Below are 17981 nucleotides of genomic sequence, written 5' to 3'. Positions count from 1 at the left end.
GGATTTGGTGGTTTTTGAAAGGGTGCAGCCCATCGGCTGCGGATCAGGCCCCGGGGGGCCGCGCAGTTATCGAACGGTGCGTCGTCGGATAGGAGATGTGGCGCTTTTGATCATAGGCCTTGCATAGCCGCGCTTCATCCCCCACGTAAAGCCCCAATCGCATGTGGCCGCCCGGCACAGGGATCGGCGCTTGCACCTGCGGCCCCAGAAGATAAAATGGGGGCCGATACACTGACAAAGCGGTCCGGGCTAGGGGGCCGCTTTTTAACTGGGGAACCCCATATGTCCTGGACTGATGAGCGCGTAGAGACACTGAAAAAGATGTGGGGCGAAGGCCAGTCCGCCAGCCAGATCGCGAAAGAGCTGGGCGGGGTGACGCGCAACGCCGTGATCGGCAAGGTGCACCGTTTGGGCCTGTCCAACCGCACCGCCGGCGCGCCTGCCGCCGCCGCCACGGCCAAGCCGGAAGCCAAGGCGAAACCCGCCGCCCCCAAGGCCGAGGCCAAGCCAAAGCCCGCCGCAGCCGCCGCCCCTGAGCCTGAGGTCGAAGCCGCGCCCGAACCCGAAGCCGAAGAGCCCGCCGCAGCCCCGGCGCCCAAGCTGCCCGCGCGCAAGCAGATCATCCCCGCAGGCCAGCCCCTGCCGCCGCAGCCTTCGGCCAATGAGATCAGTCCCGAGGCGCTGGCCAAGGTCAGCGAAGTGGAGAAGAAGGCCAAGAAGATCGGCTTGATGGAACTGACCGAACGCACCTGCAAATGGCCCGTGGGCGACCCCGCGACCGATGATTTCTGGTTCTGCGGCCTGCCGGTGCAACAGGGCAAACCCTATTGCGAAGCCCATGTCGGCGTGGCTTTCCAACCGATGAGCGCCCGGCGCGACCGCCGCCGCTAAGACCGGCACAGTAGAATGAAGAAAGGCGGGCGGGCGTGATGGCCCTGCCCGCCTTTTTCATGCGCAGCCTGAAGCTCAGCGCAGTTTCGGTGGTGTCGCCGGATCGCTGCCCGGCGCCATGCGCGGCGTGTTCTGCAAGGGCTCCATCTGCGGTAGGTCAAAGCGCAGCCCGACGCGGGCGAGCCTCTCGACCACCGCGTCTTTCGGCCCGAAGAAACCCACATCCATCGCCCCGGCCTCGATCCCCGAAAAGGTCAGCGCCTCAGAGGCGGCCCGCACCAGCGCGTCCTGCGCACGGGGAATCGCGCCGACGAAGGCCAGCAGATGCCCGCGCCCGCCGCTGCTATACTCGACCCCCACCAGGAACGCCCCCGCCGCCATGCCCGTGGCCGTGGCCAATTTGGCGTCAATCGCGGCGATCAAGGTCTCGGGCAGCCCCTGCGGCGGGAACACCCGGTCGATCCCGGCCTCGACCTCGCCCGGCGCATGGGCCAGCGTGTTGCGCAGCCAGTCCATCGCTTCGGCCGGCAGCAGAATCTCCGACGGCGCCACGCCGATGTTCACCGCCATGCCTAGGCGCTGCCCTTCCAACATCGCCGCAATCGCCCGGCCCGAGAGCGCCACATAGGGCGAGGCCGCCCCGACATAGGCCGATAGCCGGGCGGCGCGGTCAAAGACCACCACATAGCTGTCGTCGAGCAACACCGGGCTGATCTGATCGCCCTTCGGCTCCTCCTTGAGCAGCATGAAAAGCTCCACATCCGCGACGCGTTCGTAAAAGCGCAGGCGGGCGGCGTCATCTTCGGGCGCGGCCATCATCGCAGCATGGGCGTCGTCCAGCGGTGTGGCGTCAGGTTTCTCTTGGGTCATTCATCACCTCGGACACGGCGGCACGCAGACGGGGCAAGACCTCTTCCGCGAACCAGGGATTCTTGTTCAACCATCCGGTATTGCGCCAAGACGGATGAGGCAAGGCAAAGACCCCCGGCGGATGGTCGCGCCAGCCCGCCACCGCCTCGGTCACATTGCGAAAATCAGGCAGGTGATACTTCATCGCATAGCCTCCGATCAGCACGGTGAGCCGCAGGGCGGGCAGCATCTCAAGCACCGGCTGGCGCCATGTCCGGGCGCAGATCCGCGGCGGCGGCAGGTCACTGCCCTTGGCGTCATAGCCCGGAAAACAGAACCCCATCGGCACGATGGCAACGCGGTCGCGGTCATAAAATGTCGCCTCATCCAGCCCCAGCCAGTCGCGCAGACGGCTGCCGGAGTTGTCCCAAAAGGGTTTGCCTGCCTCATGCACACGCTTGCCGGGGGCCTGGCTTGCGATCAGCAGCCGCGCCCTAGGTTTGAACCAGACAATGGGCCGGGGGCGGTGCTGCGTGGCCGTGACAGCGAAACGCTCGGCACATAGGCGGCAGGCCTGCAGGTCTTCTCGGATGTCTTTCATGGCGCATAGATAGGCGCGTCAGGGGAAAGAAAAAGGGGAGGACGGATCGGGCGCGGCGGCCCGCGACGCTGGTCTATCTTGGCATGCATGGAGGTCAGACGCGGCGCCCTAGCCCCCGGGCGAGGCTTCAGGCCGCCGATTTCGCCGCGATGGGCCGCTCTTCCGAGGGTTTGTCTAACGCGCTCTTGCCGCTCACGATTTCCCGCACGGCGATGTCTTGGGCCAATTCACAGCCTTTGCCATCGTTCAACGGCAGATCGATAAAGAAGGTGGTGCCGGCGCCCTCGTTCTTGAAGTAATCGATCTGCCCGCCAAGCGCCTCAATGATTCGCTTGGAGATATTCATCCCCAATCCGGTGCCACCCACGGCCCGCTGGTCCGACGAATCGATCTGCGAAAACTCATCGAACACTTTCTCGCGCTCGGATTCGGCAAGGCCGATGCCCTCGTCGATCACGCTGATCCGCGCCATGCCATTTTGCACCTGCGAGGTAACCTTGACCGTCGATCCCGCGGGCGAGAACTTGGCCGCATTGGACAGAAGATTCGACATCACCTGCTGCAAGCGCTTTTCATCGGTGGCGATCCCGGCGCTTTCCGAAGGTTTTGCATAGCGCAGGGTCACATTGAGATTGCTGGCGAAGGATTGGTTCAACTCAATCGCATCTTCGATCACGGTCTGTACCTCCAGCGGCTCGATCTCGAAACTGATCTTGCCCGCCTCAAACTTTTGCAGGTCAAGAATCTCGTTGATGATGGAGGTCAGCCGCGCCGAGTTGCGCTGCGCGATCTTCAACACTTTCTCCATCTGCGGGGTCATCTCCCCCAAGACGCCTGCGCAGGCCATGTCCAATGAGCCTTTGATCGAGGTCATCGGCGTGCGCAATTCATGGCTGATGGTCGAGACAAACTCCGTCTTCGCCTTAAAGGCGATTTTCGTCTTCTCATGCTCTTTCTTCAGCTCTTCAAGCTGGCGCATATTGGTGCGGTACATCTTGAGGAAGATGCGCGAGCAATCGACGATGAAATAAAGGACGAACACAACCGTAAAGAGCTGTGTCCAAAGTTCGGACTGAATCTCGGCGCCGGTTCGGACGATGTCCCAGATCGGGATGAACAGGAATGTCGTGCCATAGATCGCCAGGCGCAGCATCAGCACCGGCAAGACATGGTGATTGTTCATCGAGGCAAAGAGGGCCGCCGTGAAGAGGAAGAACAGCGGCAGGAAATGCGTCGTGGCCCCCTGCTCCAGTGCGATGCCAAGGGCGAAATAGCTGATCGCACCGGCGCTGAGCACCGTGCTGATATAGATTCGCCGCATGAACATCTTGGCCAGCCGAGGGCTGCGCCCCCGCCAGCGGGTGATGTTCAGAAACAGAATGTAATCATAGGTTTCCGAGATCGCGATCAGAACAAGTGCCGAGATTGCCAGCCATAATTCGTAGTAGAAGGCGGACAGGCAGATCGCGGCGGCAAAGATCATCTGGCGCTGCCAGAACAGATTCACGCCCACCTGCGAATAATCGCGCATCTGCTTTACCTTGGTGGCATCGGCCAAGGCTGGGGCATGGGAGGGACCGTAAATCATTTTCTTTTGCGACATTGCGCTCTCGGTTTATTTCGATCGACTGCTCGTTTGATGGCATTCTGCCAGCGATTGCGCCCGAATAATGTGACATTTCAGCATCTAAGCACATCGGAGACGTGGTCTTTGAACGATCTTCCCACATAAATGAGACAGAACTATGGCTATTTAATGCAACTAGAGGTTAGCCTCCCGGGAAAGAGGCAGAATTACACGAGAAGCCGAGGCAGGAGCATGAGTTTACAAGACAGGACTTTTCACGGCAGATCATGGCAAGACGTTCTCCCCGAACTGACCCCGCAGGACGCCAGCGCATTGGAAAAGCAGGATAAACGCCTCCTGCGGAAGGCCGCTGCGGCCCAGGACCCTGCCAAAGACCCGTTCAGCCCCGAAGCTCTTGCCCGGCAAAACCCCTATATTCGAGCCACGACGCTGTCGTTTTTGAACATGCATGAGCATGGTGAATTGTTCGTTAATTTTTTACGCGCCCGGCGTGAAATCTTTATCGATGCCAAAGGCTGGGATCTGCCCCATGTGGATGGCATGGAGTTCGATCAATACGACACCCCCCGCGCCCGCTGGATCGTGCTGCATGAATATGGCGAGGTTCTGGGCGGTGTGCGGCTGATGCCTACGACCTCAACCTGCGCGCAATACAGCTATATGCTGCGCGATGCGCAATTGGGGATGCTGCCGGACATCCCGCAGGATGTCCTGTTCTTCAAAGCCCCGGTGCGCGACGACATCTGGGAGGCCACACGGCTGTTCCTGACCGCCGCGGTGCCGGCCCACCGCCGCATCGCCGTGCAACGGATGTTAATGAACCAGATGGCCGGCGTGGCCTGTTCCATGGGGGCCACCCATGTGCTGGGCATCGTCCCCGCCGCCTTTAGCCGCTGGATGACCCGCCTGCGGTTGATGAGCGCCGTTCCCGTGGGCCCGGTGCAGAACATCGACGGTGACCGCACTCAGGCTGCCTTGATGAATGTCACCTATGTGCAAGACCACGCCCCGCGCGAAGGACTGGCCAAGCTGCACTGACCGCGCACCGCTCTTTGGCTTGCGAAAAGCTCCCCCCTTGCCCGCGCGGCGGGAAACCAGCGAGGGATGATGCCCCTATGGTGGCTTTCAGGGGGATTTCGACATATTCTTGTCAAAATCGGTGGATAGGTCGTTAACATACCTCTGTTACAAGGAGGCGCCACAGAGCCACGACAGCCCCAACCGGAGCAGGAATGCTGGAATTTGAAAATGTCTCCAAGTCGTTTTGGACAGGCTCCCAGCACAAGGTCATTCTGGACCGGGTGTCTTTTCGTGTGGAACTGGGGCATTCGCTGGGCATCCTCGCGCCCAATGGCACCGGCAAGACGACCCTGATCAACATGATGGCCGGGCTTGAAAAACCGGATGAGGGCGAGATTCGGCGCGGCTGCAATATCTCTTTCCCGCTGGGCTTCATGGGCGGCGTGGTGACCAAGGTCTCGGCCATGGAAAACGCGCGCTACATTGCCCGGCTCTATGGGCTCGACCCGGATTATGTGGAGAGTTTCTGCCGCTGGCTTTGCGGTCTTGGGGAATATTTCGACCAGCCGCTTGGCACCTATTCCGCCGGCATGCGGGCGCGGTTTTCATTCGCCCTGATGCTGGCGCTCGATTTTGACATTTACCTGATCGATGAGGGCATGCCCGGCACGACGGATGTTGAATTCAATCGCAAAGCCGGAGATATCCTGCAAGAACGGCTGCGCACCACCACGATCATTATCGTCTCGCATCAGGCGCAGACCCTTGAAAAATTTGCCCGTTCTGCCGCCGTATTGGTGAACGGAAAACTGCATATGTTCGACACCTTGGAAGAAGCGAAACAGCTCTATGACTACGAAACCCAAGGCTAGGAAATTCCGCATCCGCAAAGCCCCGCCCCCCGCAGCCAGCAGCGGCGGCGGCGGGGCGGCCCCGCGGGCGGAGACCGGCGCGGCGAAAGATGCGGCCTCTGCCAAGCCGGACCGGAAGCTGCGCGCGGTGGCGGGCGACCCCGCGCCCGAGGCCAAAGCTGCGCCGCGCGACGCGGCAGCAGACCCCGCGGCGGCGACACCCCCAAAGGACAAACCAAGCCCCCCGCCTGCCCGCGACCCGTCCCGCGCGGGCGAGGTATCTTCGGCGGGTGAGGTCACCGGCGAGCAGGACATCGACGCGATCCGCCGCGAGGGGCTGACCGGACGGCAGTTGCGCATGGCCCGGCGCGTGGCGCAGAAACACGGGCTGGCACCCACCTCGGATTTCGACGCCGTGCGCCTGTTGCGCGCCAGAGGGATTGATCCTTTTCAACGGTCCAACATGCTTGAACTGGTGGTCCCGCAGGACGGCGACGCCCGTGCGGATCAACCCAATCTACCCGCCACGAAAGCCCGGGGCGCCGCGCGGATACAATTGCCCCAGACAGCCCCCCCGGGGGGCCGCGGCGTCCCGTCGACAGAGGTCAGCCCGGCCGAGCGGCGCCAACGCGAGATTTCCGACATTCAGCGCGACATCTCGCGCCGCCGCCGCAAGAAAGGCGCGTTGCTGCTGGTGCGTCTGGCCTTCTTTGTCATGCTGCCAACCTTGATGGCGGGCTATTACTTCTACAAGATCGCAACGCCGATGTATGCGACGGAAAGCCAGTTCCTGATCATTCAAAACGAAGGCGCCGGCGGGCCCAGCCCCTTTGGCGGGCTGCTGCCGACCCAATTCGCCAACAGCGCCGACAGCATTGCCACTCAGGCCTATCTGCAATCCAAAGACGCCATGCTGCGGCTCGACGAAGACGCCGGTTTCCGCACGCATTTCTCGGGCGAGGACATCGATCCGATCCAGCGTCTGCCCGAGAATCCCAGCAATGAAGAAGCCTATAAGGCCTACAAGAAAAACGTAAAAATCGGCTATGACCCGACCGAAGGCGTGATCCGCATGGAGGTGATCGCCGCCGATCCGCAAGTGTCCGAGGAGTTCTCGCAACGGCTGCTCACCTATGCCGAGGAACGGGTCAACAGCCTGAGCAAGCAAAAACGCGACGACGGCATGGCCGATGCGCTCGCAGGCTTTGAAACCGCGCAGGCCAACCGCCGTGCCGCGCAGGAGGCGCTGATCAAGCTACAGGTCGAAAACAACGTCGATCCGGAGGCGATGATCGCCTCGATCCGGACGCAGATCACCAATTACGAGACCTTGTTGATCGAAAAGGAACTCGAACTCGCCGCCCTTCTGGACAACCAGCGCCCCAATAAGGCCAAGGTCGATGGCGCCCGCGGCGATGTCCGCCGGCTGCGCGAACAGCTCACCAAATTGCGAGAACGCATGACCAGCGCCACCGAAGGCGAAAATTCGCTGGCCCAGCAGGCGGTCGCGGCACAGCTTGCACAGGCCGATTTGGCGGCCGCCGATATGGTCCTGCAAAACGCGCAAACCGCAATGGAACAGGCCCGGACCGAGGCCGGGCGGCAGGTGCGCTACCTCACCGTCGCGGTCAACCCCGTCGCCCCGGATGAGGCCACCTACCCGCGCAAGTTCGAAAACACGATATTGGCTTTTCTTATCTTTGCAGGCATCTACCTGATGTTGTCCCTGACAGCATCCATTCTTAGAGAACAGGTAACCTCATGACCCAACTGCGCATCGGAAATCTGACTGTCGGCAATGACCGCCCCCTGACCGTGATCGCCGGCCCCTGCCAGTTGGAGAGCGACGATCACGCCCAGATGGTCGCGGGCATCCTGAAAGAGGCCTGCGATGCCGCGGGCGCGCAGTTCATCTTCAAGGCAAGCTACGACAAGGCCAACCGCACCTCGCTTTCGGGCAAGCGCGGTCTGGGGATCGAAAAAGGGCTGCAGGTGCTGCAATCCGTGGCCCGCGCCAATAACGTGCCGGTGCTGACCGATGTGCATAATGAGGCGCAATGTGCCCAGGCCGGCGAAGTCGTCGACGTGCTGCAAATCCCCGCCTTTCTCAGCCGTCAGACCGACATCCTGCTCGCGGCGGGCGAGACCGGCAAGGCGGTGAACGTCAAGAAAGGCCAGTTTCTGGCCCCTTGGGAAATGCAGAACATCGTCGACAAGATCGAAAGCACCGGCAACCGCAACATCCTGCTGACCGAGCGCGGCACGACCTTTGGCTACAACACGCTGGTGGCCGACATGCGCAGCCTGCCGCAAATGGCCCAGACCGGCTATCCGGTGGTGATGGACGCGACCCATTCCGTGGCCCAGCCCGGCGGCAAGGGCGGCTCCTCGGGCGGCCAGCGCGAGTTTGCCCCCGTCATGGCCCGCGCCGCCGCCGCGATCGGTGTGGCCGCGATCTTCATGGAGACCCATGAAGACCCTGAGCGCGCCCCCAGCGATGGCCCGAATATGATTTACCTCGACCAGATGCCCGGGCTCATCAAATTGCTGATGGACTTTGACGCGCTGGCCAAAACCCACCCCGTTAGCTTCTAAATTTTTCGATAAAGTGAGTAATTACGTGACCAAACCGGCCTCCACCGTGACCCCGAACACTTGGGAATTTCTGCGCGATCCGATGATCACGCCCACCGGGTTCCGCGAATATGACGCACGCTGGAAATACCCGGACGACATCAACCTGCCCGGCATCACCGCCCTTGGCCTTGGCCTCGGCACCCAGATGCACGCCCGGGGGATCGAGCCGGTCATCGCCGTGGGCAATGACTACCGCGACTACTCTCTGGCGATCAAAAACGCCCTTATTCTGGGGCTCATGCAGGCCGGCATCACGGTCAAGGACATCGGCCCGGCGCTGTCGCCCATGGCCTATTTCGCCCAGTTCCACCTCAACGCCCCTGCGGTGGCGATGGTCACCGCCAGCCACAACCCCAACGGCTGGACCGGCGTCAAAATGGGCTTTGAACGCCCCCTCACCCACGGCCCCGACGAGATGGCCGAGCTGCGTGACATCGTCCTCGAAGGCCGTGGCCAGCCGCGTCCCGGCGGCGGTTATGAATTTGTCGAAGGGGTCCGCGAGGCCTATCTCGACGATCTTGTCGGCGATTTCAAAATGACCCGGAAGCTCAAGGTGGTCTGCGCCACCGGCAATGGCACCGCATCGGCCTTCGCGCCCGAATTGTTCCGCCGCCTCGGCGTCGAAGTGGTCGATAGCCACAATACGCTCGACTACACATTCCCGCATTACAACCCCAACCCCGAAGCCATGGAAATGCTGCATGACATGGCCGCCAGCGTCAAAGCGTCCGGCGCCGACCTGGCCCTTGGCTTTGACGGCGATGGCGACCGCTGCGGCGTGGTGGACGACGAAGGCGAAGAGATTTTCGCGGATAAGGTCGGCGTCATCCTGGCCCGCGATCTGGCCAAGCTGCACCCGGGCAGCACCTTCGTGGCGGATGTGAAATCGACCGGGCTTTTCGCCTCCGATCCAGAGTTGAAAAAACACGACGCCAAGGCCGACTATTGGAAAACCGGCCACAGCCATATGAAGCGCCGCGTCAAGGAGTTGGGCGCGCTGGCGGGGTTTGAAAAATCCGGCCATTACTTCCTCGCGGAGCCCATCGGCCGGGGCTATGACTGCGGCATGCGCGTGGCGGTGGAAATCTGCAAGCTGATGGACCGCAACCCGGATATGTCCATGTCCGACCTGCGCCGCGCCCTGCCCCAAACCTGGGGCACGCCCACCATGTCGCCCTATGCCTCGGATACCGAGAAATACGGCATCCTTGACCGGATCGTCGAGAAGCTGGTGGCCAAATCCAAAGCCGGTGACACGATCGGGGGCCGCGCGATCTCCGACGTGATCACCGTGAACGGCGCCCGCGTCATGCTGGACAATGGCGGCTGGGGCCTCGTGCGGGCCTCCTCCAACACGCCCAACCTTGTGGTGGTGTGCGAAAGCCCGGAATCGGAAACCGAGATGCGCGCCATCTTTGCCGATATCGACGCGGTGATCCGCAGCGAACCCGGCGTCGGGGACTACGATCAGTCGATCTGATCGCCCCGGGCGGCAACAGGAATGACAAAGGCCCGGGGCAATGCCACCGGGCCTTTTTTCTTTGATCTGAGAAAGGGTTACTTCAGCGCCGCGTCGCAAAAGGCGCGAATACGCTCCGCATCCTTCACCCCCGGCGCGCTTTCTACGCCAGAGGAGACATCGACCTGACGCGCCCCGGTGAGGGCAATCGCCTCGCCGACATTATCGGCGGTCAGCCCCCCGGCCAGCATCCAGGGCTTGGGCCAGCGCCGCCCCGCGATCAGCCGCCAGTCAAAGGCCAAGCCATTGCCGCCGGGCAGCACGGCGTCCTTCGGCGGTTTGGCGTCCACCAAGAGCTGATCCGCCACGCTCACATAGTCGTTCAGCGCCGCCAGATCATCCCGATCCGCCACGCCGAGGGCCTTCATCACCGGCAGGCCGTAACGCGCCTTGACCTCCGCCACCCGCGCCGGGCTTTCGGCCCCATGCAGTTGCAACATATCAAGGAAAGGCACTGCCGCCAGCAGCGCGTCCAGCGTGGCGTCATCGGCATTGACCGTCAGGCCGACCTTGCAGATCCCCTCGGGCACCGCCTCTGTCATATGGGCCGCGGCGTCCAATGACAGATGCCGGGGGGATTTCTCGAAAAAGACGAACCCCAAGGTCCGCGCCCCCGCCAGCAAGGCCGCGGGCACATCGGCAGGTTCGGTCAGACCGCAGATTTTAACGTTTACATTCTCAGGCATCCGGGGGTTTTAGCCCGTTTCATCCAAAAGCGCCAGAACCTCGTCCTTGCCCTGATGCTTTTCTTCCTTCAGCCGGATCACTTCCCGCTCCAACCGCCGCCGTTCGCGGGCTTGCCGCGCGAGCTCGGCCCGGTGCCCATGTTCGCGGATCCATTCCCAGACGAACCCGACCAGAAGCCCAACGATAATGCTGCCCAGGATCACGATGAAGAGGGGCAGTTGCACGCTGGGGTTCACGGCAAACCAGCCCGAAATCTCGGTCGGCAGGACCTGCAGGGTTACAATATTCCGGTTCGCCAGAGCGACAGAGACAAGAGCCACCGCGAAAAGCGCGATGCAGGCATAACGAATATAGCGCATTAGTCTTTTCCGTTCAGCCGGTCACGCAGGAGCTTGCCTGTCTTGAAGAAGGGCACATGTTTCTCTTCGACATTCACCGTCTCCCCGGTCCGCGGGTTGCGGCCCACACGGGCGTCCCGTTTCTTGACCGAGAAAGCGCCAAAGCCGCGCAACTCGACACGGTCGCCGCGCGACATGGCGCCGGTGATCTCATCGAAAACAGTGTTCACGATCCGCTCTACATCACGTTGATAAAGATGTGGATTGTCGTCAGCGATCTTCTGGATCAGTTCCGACCGGATCATGGCACGTCCCCCGAGATAATGGATGTCTATTCAGACTATAGGAAATAACGCCTCAGTCGGGAAGGTGTTCCGCCACCTGCTTGATTGTTTTTCCAAGCGAAGACCCTGTTTTCTCGCCCCTTTTCGGCAACGCCCGAGGCAGAGCCCGCGCGCAGCCCCGCGCGCGGGGCGTACCGCCCGCTCCCGCTCCTGCGATTCGAACCGCGGCGCAAAGCGCAAAAGGCCCCGCATGTTGCCATGCGGGGCCTTCGCTGTTTCACCTTTTGGGGAAACCCTTAGTCGTCGTCGCCTTTCAGCGCCGCACCAAGGATGTCGCCCAGGCTCGCGCCGGAGTCGGAGGAACCGTACTGCTGTACCGCCTCTTTCTCTTCTGCGATCTCGCGCGCCTTGATGGAGACGCCCAGACGGTGGGCTTTCGCGTCGACATTGGTGATGCGCACGTCGACCTTGTCACCGACCGAGAAACGCTCAGGGCGCTGTTCGGCACGGTCACGGCTAAGGTCGGACCGACGGATGAAGCTCTTCATGCCTTCGTATTCGACTTCGATGCCACCATCTTCGATGGAGGTCACGGTCACGGTCACGATCGAGCCGCGCTTCACGCCGCCAACGGCTTCGGCGAATTTGTCGCCACCGACGTTTTTGATCGAAAGCGAGATGCGCTCTTTCTCGACGTCCACTTCGGAGACAACGGCCTGAACCACGTCACCTTTGCGGTAGTCCTGGATCGCTTCTTCGCCGCGCTGGTCCCAGCTGAGGTCGGAGAGGTGAACCATGCCGTCGATGTCGCCGGGTAGGCCAACGAACAGACCGAATTCGGTGATGTTCTTGACTTCGCCTTCGACCTCGGTGCCCTCGGGATGGGTCTCAGCAAAGACTTCCCATGGGTTGCGCATGGTCTGCTTGAGACCCAGCGAAACGCGACGCTTGGCGCTGTCGATTTCCAGCACCATGACTTCGACTTCTTGCGAGGTCGACACGATCTTGCCGGGGTGCACGTTCTTCTTGGTCCAGGACATTTCGGAAACGTGAACCAGACCTTCAACACCCGGCTCCAGCTCAACAAATGCGCCGTAGTCGGTGATGTTGGTCACACGGCCGCTGTGCACGGAACCCAGCGGGTATTTCGCGCCAACCAGATCCCACGGATCTTCCTGCAGCTGCTTCATGCCGAGGCTGATGCGGTGGGTCTCTTTGTTGATCTTGATGACCTGAACCTTGATGGTCTCGCCAATCGCCAGGATCTCGGACGGGTGGTTGACCCGGCGCCACGCCATGTCGGTGACGTGCAGCAGGCCGTCAACACCGCCAAGGTCAACAAAGGCACCGTATTCGGTGATGTTCTTGACCACACCATCGACGGTCTGACCTTCGGTCAGGTTGCCAATGACTTCGGCACGCTGCTCGGCACGGCTCTCTTCGAGGATCGCACGGCGCGACACCACGATGTTGCCACGGCGGCGGTCCATCTTGAGGATCTGGAACGGCTGCTTGAGACCCATGAGCGGGCCGGCATCGCGCACGGGGCGCACATCGACCTGGGAGCCGGGCAGGAAGGCCACGGCGCCGCCGAGGTCAACGGTGAAGCCACCTTTGACACGGCCAAAGATCGCGCCTTCGACACGCTCTTCTGCGGCATAGGCTTTTTCCAGACGATCCCAGGCTTCCTCACGGCGGGCCATTTCGCGGCTGATGACAGCTTCGCCACGCGCGTTTTCGACTTGGCGAAGGAAAACTTCGACTTCGTCGCCAACTTCGATTTTGGGGGATTCGCCGGGATCAGCAAATTCTTTCAGCTCAACGCGGCCTTCCATTTTGTAGCCGACGTCGATGATGGCTTGGCCCGCTTCGACAGCGATCACCTTGCCTTTGACGACTGTGCCCTCTTGGGGCGTGTCCATCTCGAAGCTTTCGTTCAGAAGCGCTTCGAATTCGTCCATTGCTTTAGTCATGTAGCTTTTCGTTTCCTTATCAAATGTTTCTGGCCGCGCGGTTGTCTCCGCCGGTCTGGAGTTGCAATTGGTCGTCGTGGTGGCACTGAGCAGATCACGCCGGGGCAACCCGACGAAAAATTCACAGCGGTGGTCCACGCGCATGCGCGTGGCGCCGCAGTCGAACGCAAACAAAATAGGGCCGGTTGAAACCGACCCTGCCCGCTATATCGCGTCCGAAGCTGTAACCGCCCCTTAGACAGGGCGTCGTATAGGGGATAATTGCCGCTCTCGCAAGGGCCAAGCGCGCGCGGGCGGCGAACTTGCGCAAACCCGGCGGAAGGCCGCGATGCCTGCAGCCTGGGCGCGCAGGGCTATTTCAGGCGCCTCAATCTCGCATACCTGCCGCCCCTAACCCGCCCCGAGCCCAAGGTTTTCAGCGGCTTGCGCGAAACGGAGAGGGCGGCCTGCCCTCCGGATTGCGCCGCCCTGCCCCAAGCCCGCGCGCGGAGGACAGGGGGCGCTCCGCCAGTGCGTCCTGTGGCAGATCACCGGCTGTCAGATCAGCGCCCGCGTAGGTGCCAAGATCCTCCAGAAACGCCGACAGGCGCAGGCAGGAGCGTTCCATATCCGCCAGCCCATCGGCGAGCGCCTGCGCATTTGCTGGCCCCACCGCGCGCAACTGGCGCATCTGCTCCAGCATCCGGCTTAGGATTGGCCTGGCCTCTTGCGCAGATTCCTTGGCGAACTTCTGCAAAAGCGCCTCAACCTGGCTGCGTTTGAACTCCTGCGTCTCAAGCCCCAGTTGCAAGGCGCTTTTCTGAAGCGCGTTGATCGCTGAGCGGCGCAGGGCGGCGGGGGACAGCTCATCCTTGTCGATGTAGTCGCAAAAACCGCCGCGCAGCGCTTCGATCGCGACCTCGGTCTGATCGGTGCCGGTGATCATCACCGTGGCGGCGGCGGCGTTCCTCTCATGCGCCCGGATCATTTCCATACCCTGCAACCCGGTCCCATCCGGCAGGTTGTAATCCAGCAGGATCAGGTCAAACCGCCCCGCATCCAAGGCCCGGACCATGGCCGCCAGACTGTCAGCCTCGGCCAGCCGGGTGGCAAAATCCAAACCGCCGCAGAGCCGTTTCAGGCGCATCCGGTCAAACCTGTGGTCATCCACGATCAATATCCGCGCCGCGGGGCCCGAGGCCGCGCCCGCCTGTCGCGCTGCCTGCCTCTCCGCCGCGGTGTCTTGGCTGGCCCCCGTCATAAACCGTTCCTCTATCCCGTCGTGCCCCCATGCTAGGGACGCGGCCCCTAAGAAAGCGTTAACCGCGGGCGGAAAAGCCCGTCACTAGACCGTTGCGGTAGCGCGGCAGTGCCGCTACATGAGCGCGCATGAGTGATACAACACGCCCCCGCCGCAATTTCTATGGCCGTCTCAAAGGCAAGTCGCTGAAGAAATCGCAAAAGACCTATATCGACGAAGATCTCGCCCCGCTGTCGCCGGGCGCTGTCGATTGGGATGCGAACCCCGACCGCACACCGCTGGACCTCGACGGTCTGTTTGGCGGGCGCAAGGTCTGGCTTGAGATCGGCTTTGGCGGTGGCGAGCATCTGGTGCATCAGGCCGGCAACAACCCCGATGTCGGCATCATCGGCTGTGAGCCCTACATCAACGGTGTGGCGATGCTGCTGGGCAAGATCCGGCGCGCGGGCGTTGACAACCTCGCGATCCATCCCGGCGATGTGCGGGATATGTTTGACGTGCTGCCAGAGGCGTCGATTGACCGCGCCTTTCTGCTCTACCCCGATCCCTGGCCGAAAACCCGCCACCACCGCCGCCGCTTTGTCACGCCAGAGCATCTGGAGCCTTTGGCCCGGGTGCTGAAACCCGGTGCGATCTTTCGGGTGGCGACGGATATCGAAGACTATGTGCGCCAGACTTTGGAACAGGTGCCACAGCATGGGTTCGACTGGCTCGCCGAAGGGCCGGAGGATTGGCGCCAGCCCTGGGATGATTGGCTCTCGACACGCTATGAGCAAAAGGCCCTGCGCGAAGGGCGGAGGCCGCATTATCTGACCTTTCGCAAGCGCTGAACCCGAGGCGGGGGCCGCACCCCCGGACTCTCGACATAGGTCTTGCCAAAAAGAGCGGGGCGGCGGCGATGGACGCTGGCGGCGGGCTGGGATATCAGGGGCCTTGAGCAGATCAGAGGTACCTCATGTCCAGTCACGGCAGCCCCATTCCGATGTCATCCCGCGCCTGCGGACCGCTTAGCGGCACTGCCGAAGTGCCGGGGGATAAATCCATCTCCCACCGCAGCCTGATCCTCGGCGCCATGGCCGTGGGCGAGACCACGATCACCGGGCTCTTGGAAGGCCAGGACGTGCTTGACACCGCCAAGGCCATGCGCGCTTTCGGAGCCGAGGTGATCGACCACGGCGGCGGCTCTTATTCGGTGCATGGCGTGGGTGTCGGTGGCTTCGCCGAGCCCGACAATGTGATCGACTGCGGCAACTCCGGCACCGGGGTGCGCTTGCTCATGGGGGCGATGGCGACCTCTCCGATCAGCGTGACATTCACCGGCGACGCGAGCCTCAACAGCCGCCCGATGGCGCGGGTGACCGATCCGCTGGCGCTGTTCGGCACGCAATCCGTGGGCCGCGCCGGGGGCCGCTTGCCGATGACCTTGGTCGGCGCTGCCGAGCCTGTGCCGGTGCGCTACACCGTGCCGGTGCCCTCTGCGCAGGTGAAATCCGCGGTTTTGCTGGCCGGGCTGAACGCGCCAGGCAAGACCGTGGTGATCGAGGCCGAGGCCACCCGCGACCATACCGAACGCATGCTCGCGGGGTTCGGCGCAGAGATCACGGTAGAGGAGACCGACGAGGGCCGTGTCATCACCCTGACCGGCCAGCCTGAGCTGAAGCCGCAGCATATCGACGTGCCGCGCGACCCCTCCTCCGCCGCTTTCCCGGTTTGTGCCGCGCTGATCGTGCCCGGCTCTGACGTATTGGTGCCCGGCATCGGCTTGAACCCGACCCGCGCGGGGCTGTTCGCCACCCTGCGCGAGATGGGGGCGGACCTTACTTATGAAAACGAACGCAGCGAGGGCGGCGAGCCGGTGGCTGACCTGCGCGCGAAATTCTCGCCAAACCTCAAGGGCATCGAAGTGCCCCCCGCACGTGCCGCCAGCATGATCGACGAATACCCCGTGCTCTCGGTCGTGGCGGCCTGCGCCAGCGGCGAGACCGTCATGCGCGGCGTCAAGGAATTGCGCGTCAAGGAAAGCGACCGGATCGAGGCCATGGCCAGCGGGCTGCGCGCCAATGGGGTGGAGGTCGAAGACGGGCCGGATTGGTGGATCGTCAAAGGGCGCGGCCATGGCAATATCCCCGGCGGTGCGACCTGCCAGAGCCACCTTGACCACCGGATCGCCATGTCTTTCCTGATCCTCGGCATGGTGGCGCAACAGCCGGTGCAGGTGGATGATGGCGGGCCCATTGCCACCTCCTTCCCGATCTTCGAGCCGCTGATGGCCGAGCTGGGCGCGCAGGTGGCGCGGCTGCCCCAGTGACAGGGCGCGGGCTGACCCTTTTGACGCTGCTGACGGCGATTGCCTTTGCCACGCTGGCGGGGTTTGCCGAGCTTCGGCTGCGCGCCGAAGGGATGGGCGTATTCGACGCCCGGCTGCTGGGCTATGGCGCGGCGGAAGCGCGGGCCTATCTGGCCGCGCTGAGCGCCGAGCAGATCGCCCTGTATGAAAGCCAGTTCCGGCTCGCCGACACCGCCTTTCCCGCGCTTTTGGCGCTGGTCTTGCTGCTTTGGTTCCGGCGCGGGGCGCGCGGCGGGGTTCGGCTGGCGCTGACCTTGGCGGTCGCGCTCTATCTGGCGGCGGATTATACGGAGAATATGTTGATCGGGCGGCTGCTGGATCTGGGGCCTGAGGGCATCACGGAACCTTCGGTCGCCACGGCAAGCCTGTTCACACAGGCGAAATGGGCGATATTGGCGGTCTGTTTGGGGGCGGCAGTGCTCCTTTGGACCCGCAAAGAAAGGACGACGCGATGACGAGCGAGAGATTTGGCGGTCTGACCGTGGCCATTGACGGGCCTGCTGCGGCGGGCAAAGGCACGGTGGCCAAAGCGGTCGCGGCGCATTTTGGCTTTGCCCATCTTGATACCGGGCTCTTGTACCGGGCGGTGGCGGCCAAGACCCTGACCGGCATGGCCCCCGAAGAGGCGGCGCAATCGCTCGCCCCCGCTGATCTGGAAGACCCGAGCCTGCGCAATCCCGATGTGGCGCAGGAGGCCAGCAAGGTCGCGGTGATCCCGGCGGTGCGCGCGGCCCTTGTCCGCTTCCAGCGCAGCTTTGCCGCCCGCGCTGGCGGCGCGGTGCTGGACGGGCGTGACATCGGCACGGTGATCTGCCCCGATGCGCCGGTCAAACTCTTCATCACCGCCAGCCCCGAAGTCCGGGCAGAGCGACGCTTTGCCGAACTGGCCGGCAAGGGGATCGAGACCACCTATGACAGCGTGCTTGAAGACGTACGCCAACGCGATCTGCGCGACATGAGCCGCGATCAAGCGCCGCTGAAACCTGCCGACGACGCCAAGCAGATCGACACGACCGAGATGGCGATCGAGGATGCGATTGCTGCCGCCGTCGCGATGGTCGAGGCCAAGCGCCAGGCGCGGGGCTGAGCCGACCCGCAGACATGCAAAAGGCCGCCCGGCAATGCCGCGGCGGCCTTTTTCGTCTGCTGTCGCCGC

Annotated in this window: 18 protein-coding genes; 10 read left to right on the top strand and 8 right to left on the bottom strand. The window is 62.8% G+C overall.

The features are described from left to right. The first annotated feature begins 282 nt into the window (after nucleotides 1-282). Nucleotides 283-891: a GcrA family cell cycle regulator gene (locus AB4M76_RS06545; protein ID WP_368441000.1), complete on the top strand. Its 609-nt coding sequence runs from the start codon at nucleotides 283-285 to the stop codon at nucleotides 889-891. Nucleotides 892-966: 75 nt separating this feature from the next. Here the strand turns inward: AB4M76_RS06545 and AB4M76_RS06540 are convergent, their stop codons facing one another. From AB4M76_RS06540 to AB4M76_RS06530, 3 genes are all read right to left on the bottom strand, one after another. Further along, a complete protein-coding gene (locus tag AB4M76_RS06540; protein ID WP_368440999.1) occupies nucleotides 967-1761 on the bottom strand; it encodes an SseB family protein in 795 nt (264 codons plus the stop codon). Beyond that, complete coding sequence (locus AB4M76_RS06535; protein WP_368440998.1) at nucleotides 1742-2341, bottom strand: uracil-DNA glycosylase family protein; 600 nt, start codon at nucleotides 2339-2341, stop codon at nucleotides 1742-1744. The genes AB4M76_RS06540 and AB4M76_RS06535 overlap by 20 nt, the downstream gene beginning before the upstream one ends. 127 nt (nucleotides 2342-2468) lie before the next feature. After that, nucleotides 2469-3944, bottom strand: coding sequence for a sensor histidine kinase (locus AB4M76_RS06530; protein ID WP_368440997.1), 1476 nt, complete (start codon nucleotides 3942-3944; stop codon nucleotides 2469-2471). 216 nt (nucleotides 3945-4160) lie between these two features. On the opposite strand from AB4M76_RS06530, the gene AB4M76_RS06525 reads away from it, so the two are divergent. The 5 genes from AB4M76_RS06525 to AB4M76_RS06505 all read left to right on the top strand — a co-directional run bounded on the left by AB4M76_RS06525 (nucleotide 4161) and on the right by AB4M76_RS06505 (nucleotide 9917). Next, nucleotides 4161-4967, top strand: coding sequence for an acyl-homoserine-lactone synthase (locus AB4M76_RS06525; RefSeq protein ID WP_368440996.1), 807 nt, complete (start codon nucleotides 4161-4163; stop codon nucleotides 4965-4967). Between the two features lie 194 nt (nucleotides 4968-5161). Further along, nucleotides 5162-5821 (top strand): ABC transporter ATP-binding protein, encoded by a 660-nt coding sequence (locus AB4M76_RS06520; RefSeq protein WP_368440995.1) that lies wholly within the window; start codon nucleotides 5162-5164, stop codon nucleotides 5819-5821. Beyond that, on the top strand, nucleotides 5799-7565 hold the full coding sequence (locus AB4M76_RS06515) for a capsule biosynthesis protein (protein WP_368440994.1): 1767 nt from the start codon (nucleotides 5799-5801) through the stop codon (nucleotides 7563-7565). Before AB4M76_RS06520 ends, AB4M76_RS06515 begins: the two co-directional genes overlap by 23 nt. Then, entirely contained in the window at nucleotides 7562-8395 is an 834-nt protein-coding gene (gene kdsA, locus AB4M76_RS06510) for a 3-deoxy-8-phosphooctulonate synthase (RefSeq protein ID WP_368440993.1), read from the top strand. The genes AB4M76_RS06515 and kdsA overlap by 4 nt, the downstream gene beginning before the upstream one ends. 25 nt (nucleotides 8396-8420) lie before the next feature. After that, entirely contained in the window at nucleotides 8421-9917 is a 1497-nt protein-coding gene (locus tag AB4M76_RS06505; RefSeq protein ID WP_368440992.1) for a phosphomannomutase/phosphoglucomutase, read from the top strand. Nucleotides 9918-9994: 77 nt separating this feature from the next. Here the strand turns inward: AB4M76_RS06505 and AB4M76_RS06500 are convergent, their stop codons facing one another. The 5 genes from AB4M76_RS06500 to AB4M76_RS06480 form a co-directional block, all read right to left on the bottom strand. Next, complete coding sequence (locus AB4M76_RS06500; RefSeq protein ID WP_368440991.1) at nucleotides 9995-10642, bottom strand: phosphoribosylanthranilate isomerase; 648 nt, start codon at nucleotides 10640-10642, stop codon at nucleotides 9995-9997. 9 nt (nucleotides 10643-10651) lie between these two features. Beyond that, nucleotides 10652-11002: a lipopolysaccharide assembly protein LapA domain-containing protein gene (locus AB4M76_RS06495; protein ID WP_368440989.1), complete on the bottom strand. Its 351-nt coding sequence runs from the start codon at nucleotides 11000-11002 to the stop codon at nucleotides 10652-10654. Continuing rightward, nucleotides 11002-11286 (bottom strand): integration host factor subunit beta, encoded by a 285-nt coding sequence (gene ihfB / locus AB4M76_RS06490; protein WP_368440988.1) that lies wholly within the window; start codon nucleotides 11284-11286, stop codon nucleotides 11002-11004. Before ihfB ends, AB4M76_RS06495 begins: the two co-directional genes overlap by 1 nt. A gap of 275 nt (nucleotides 11287-11561) precedes the next feature. Continuing rightward, complete coding sequence (rpsA, locus tag AB4M76_RS06485) at nucleotides 11562-13382, bottom strand: 30S ribosomal protein S1 (RefSeq protein ID WP_368440987.1); 1821 nt, start codon at nucleotides 13380-13382, stop codon at nucleotides 11562-11564. A 271-nt stretch (nucleotides 13383-13653) separates the two neighbouring features. Continuing rightward, nucleotides 13654-14478 carry a response regulator gene (locus AB4M76_RS06480; RefSeq protein ID WP_368440986.1) on the bottom strand — a complete coding sequence of 275 codons (825 nt, stop codon included), beginning with the start codon at nucleotides 14476-14478 and terminating at the stop codon, nucleotides 13654-13656. Between the two features lie 128 nt (nucleotides 14479-14606). On the opposite strand from AB4M76_RS06480, the gene AB4M76_RS06475 reads away from it, so the two are divergent. The 4 genes from AB4M76_RS06475 to AB4M76_RS06460 all read left to right on the top strand — a co-directional run bounded on the left by AB4M76_RS06475 (nucleotide 14607) and on the right by AB4M76_RS06460 (nucleotide 17912). Next, entirely contained in the window at nucleotides 14607-15308 is a 702-nt protein-coding gene (locus AB4M76_RS06475; RefSeq protein ID WP_368440985.1) for a tRNA (guanosine(46)-N(7))-methyltransferase TrmB, read from the top strand. Between the two features lie 125 nt (nucleotides 15309-15433). Next, nucleotides 15434-16786 carry a 3-phosphoshikimate 1-carboxyvinyltransferase gene (gene aroA / locus AB4M76_RS06470; RefSeq protein ID WP_368440983.1) on the top strand — a complete coding sequence of 451 codons (1353 nt, stop codon included), beginning with the start codon at nucleotides 15434-15436 and terminating at the stop codon, nucleotides 16784-16786. Next, nucleotides 16783-17280 carry a hypothetical protein gene (locus AB4M76_RS06465; RefSeq protein WP_368440982.1) on the top strand — a complete coding sequence of 166 codons (498 nt, stop codon included), beginning with the start codon at nucleotides 16783-16785 and terminating at the stop codon, nucleotides 17278-17280. Before aroA ends, AB4M76_RS06465 begins: the two co-directional genes overlap by 4 nt. Next, nucleotides 17277-17912, top strand: coding sequence for a d(CMP) kinase (locus AB4M76_RS06460; RefSeq protein WP_368440981.1), 636 nt, complete (start codon nucleotides 17277-17279; stop codon nucleotides 17910-17912). Before AB4M76_RS06465 ends, AB4M76_RS06460 begins: the two co-directional genes overlap by 4 nt. Nucleotides 17913-17981 lie beyond the last annotated feature (69 nt).

The organism is Sulfitobacter sp. PS-8MA, assembly GCF_040933935.1.
Lineage (GTDB): Bacteria > Pseudomonadota > Alphaproteobacteria > Rhodobacterales > Rhodobacteraceae > Sulfitobacter.
This window is presented reverse-complemented; position numbering and strand designations above follow the sequence as displayed.

Coding starts and splice junctions, on each gene's coding strand:
- AB4M76_RS06500 (WP_368440991.1), bottom strand. CDS start 10,642: ATGCCTGAGAATGTAAACGTTAAAATCTGCGGTCTGACCGAACCTGCC.
- AB4M76_RS06540 (WP_368440999.1), bottom strand. CDS start 1,761: ATGACCCAAGAGAAACCTGACGCCACACCGCTGGACGACGCCCATGCT.
- AB4M76_RS06475 (WP_368440985.1), top strand. CDS start 14,607: ATGAGTGATACAACACGCCCCCGCCGCAATTTCTATGGCCGTCTCAAA.
- AB4M76_RS06525 (WP_368440996.1), top strand. CDS start 4,161: ATGAGTTTACAAGACAGGACTTTTCACGGCAGATCATGGCAAGACGTT.
- AB4M76_RS06535 (WP_368440998.1), bottom strand. CDS start 2,341: ATGAAAGACATCCGAGAAGACCTGCAGGCCTGCCGCCTATGTGCCGAG.
- ihfB (WP_368440988.1), bottom strand. CDS start 11,286: ATGATCCGGTCGGAACTGATCCAGAAGATCGCTGACGACAATCCACAT.
- aroA (WP_368440983.1), top strand. CDS start 15,434: ATGTCCAGTCACGGCAGCCCCATTCCGATGTCATCCCGCGCCTGCGGA.
- AB4M76_RS06480 (WP_368440986.1), bottom strand. CDS start 14,478: ATGACGGGGGCCAGCCAAGACACCGCGGCGGAGAGGCAGGCAGCGCGA.
- AB4M76_RS06520 (WP_368440995.1), top strand. CDS start 5,162: ATGCTGGAATTTGAAAATGTCTCCAAGTCGTTTTGGACAGGCTCCCAG.
- AB4M76_RS06530 (WP_368440997.1), bottom strand. CDS start 3,944: ATGTCGCAAAAGAAAATGATTTACGGTCCCTCCCATGCCCCAGCCTTG.
- AB4M76_RS06495 (WP_368440989.1), bottom strand. CDS start 11,002: ATGCGCTATATTCGTTATGCCTGCATCGCGCTTTTCGCGGTGGCTCTT.
- AB4M76_RS06515 (WP_368440994.1), top strand. CDS start 5,799: ATGACTACGAAACCCAAGGCTAGGAAATTCCGCATCCGCAAAGCCCCG.
- AB4M76_RS06460 (WP_368440981.1), top strand. CDS start 17,277: ATGACGAGCGAGAGATTTGGCGGTCTGACCGTGGCCATTGACGGGCCT.
- kdsA (WP_368440993.1), top strand. CDS start 7,562: ATGACCCAACTGCGCATCGGAAATCTGACTGTCGGCAATGACCGCCCC.
- AB4M76_RS06545 (WP_368441000.1), top strand. CDS start 283: ATGTCCTGGACTGATGAGCGCGTAGAGACACTGAAAAAGATGTGGGGC.
- rpsA (WP_368440987.1), bottom strand. CDS start 13,382: ATGCGCGTGGACCACCGCTGTGAATTTTTCGTCGGGTTGCCCCGGCGT.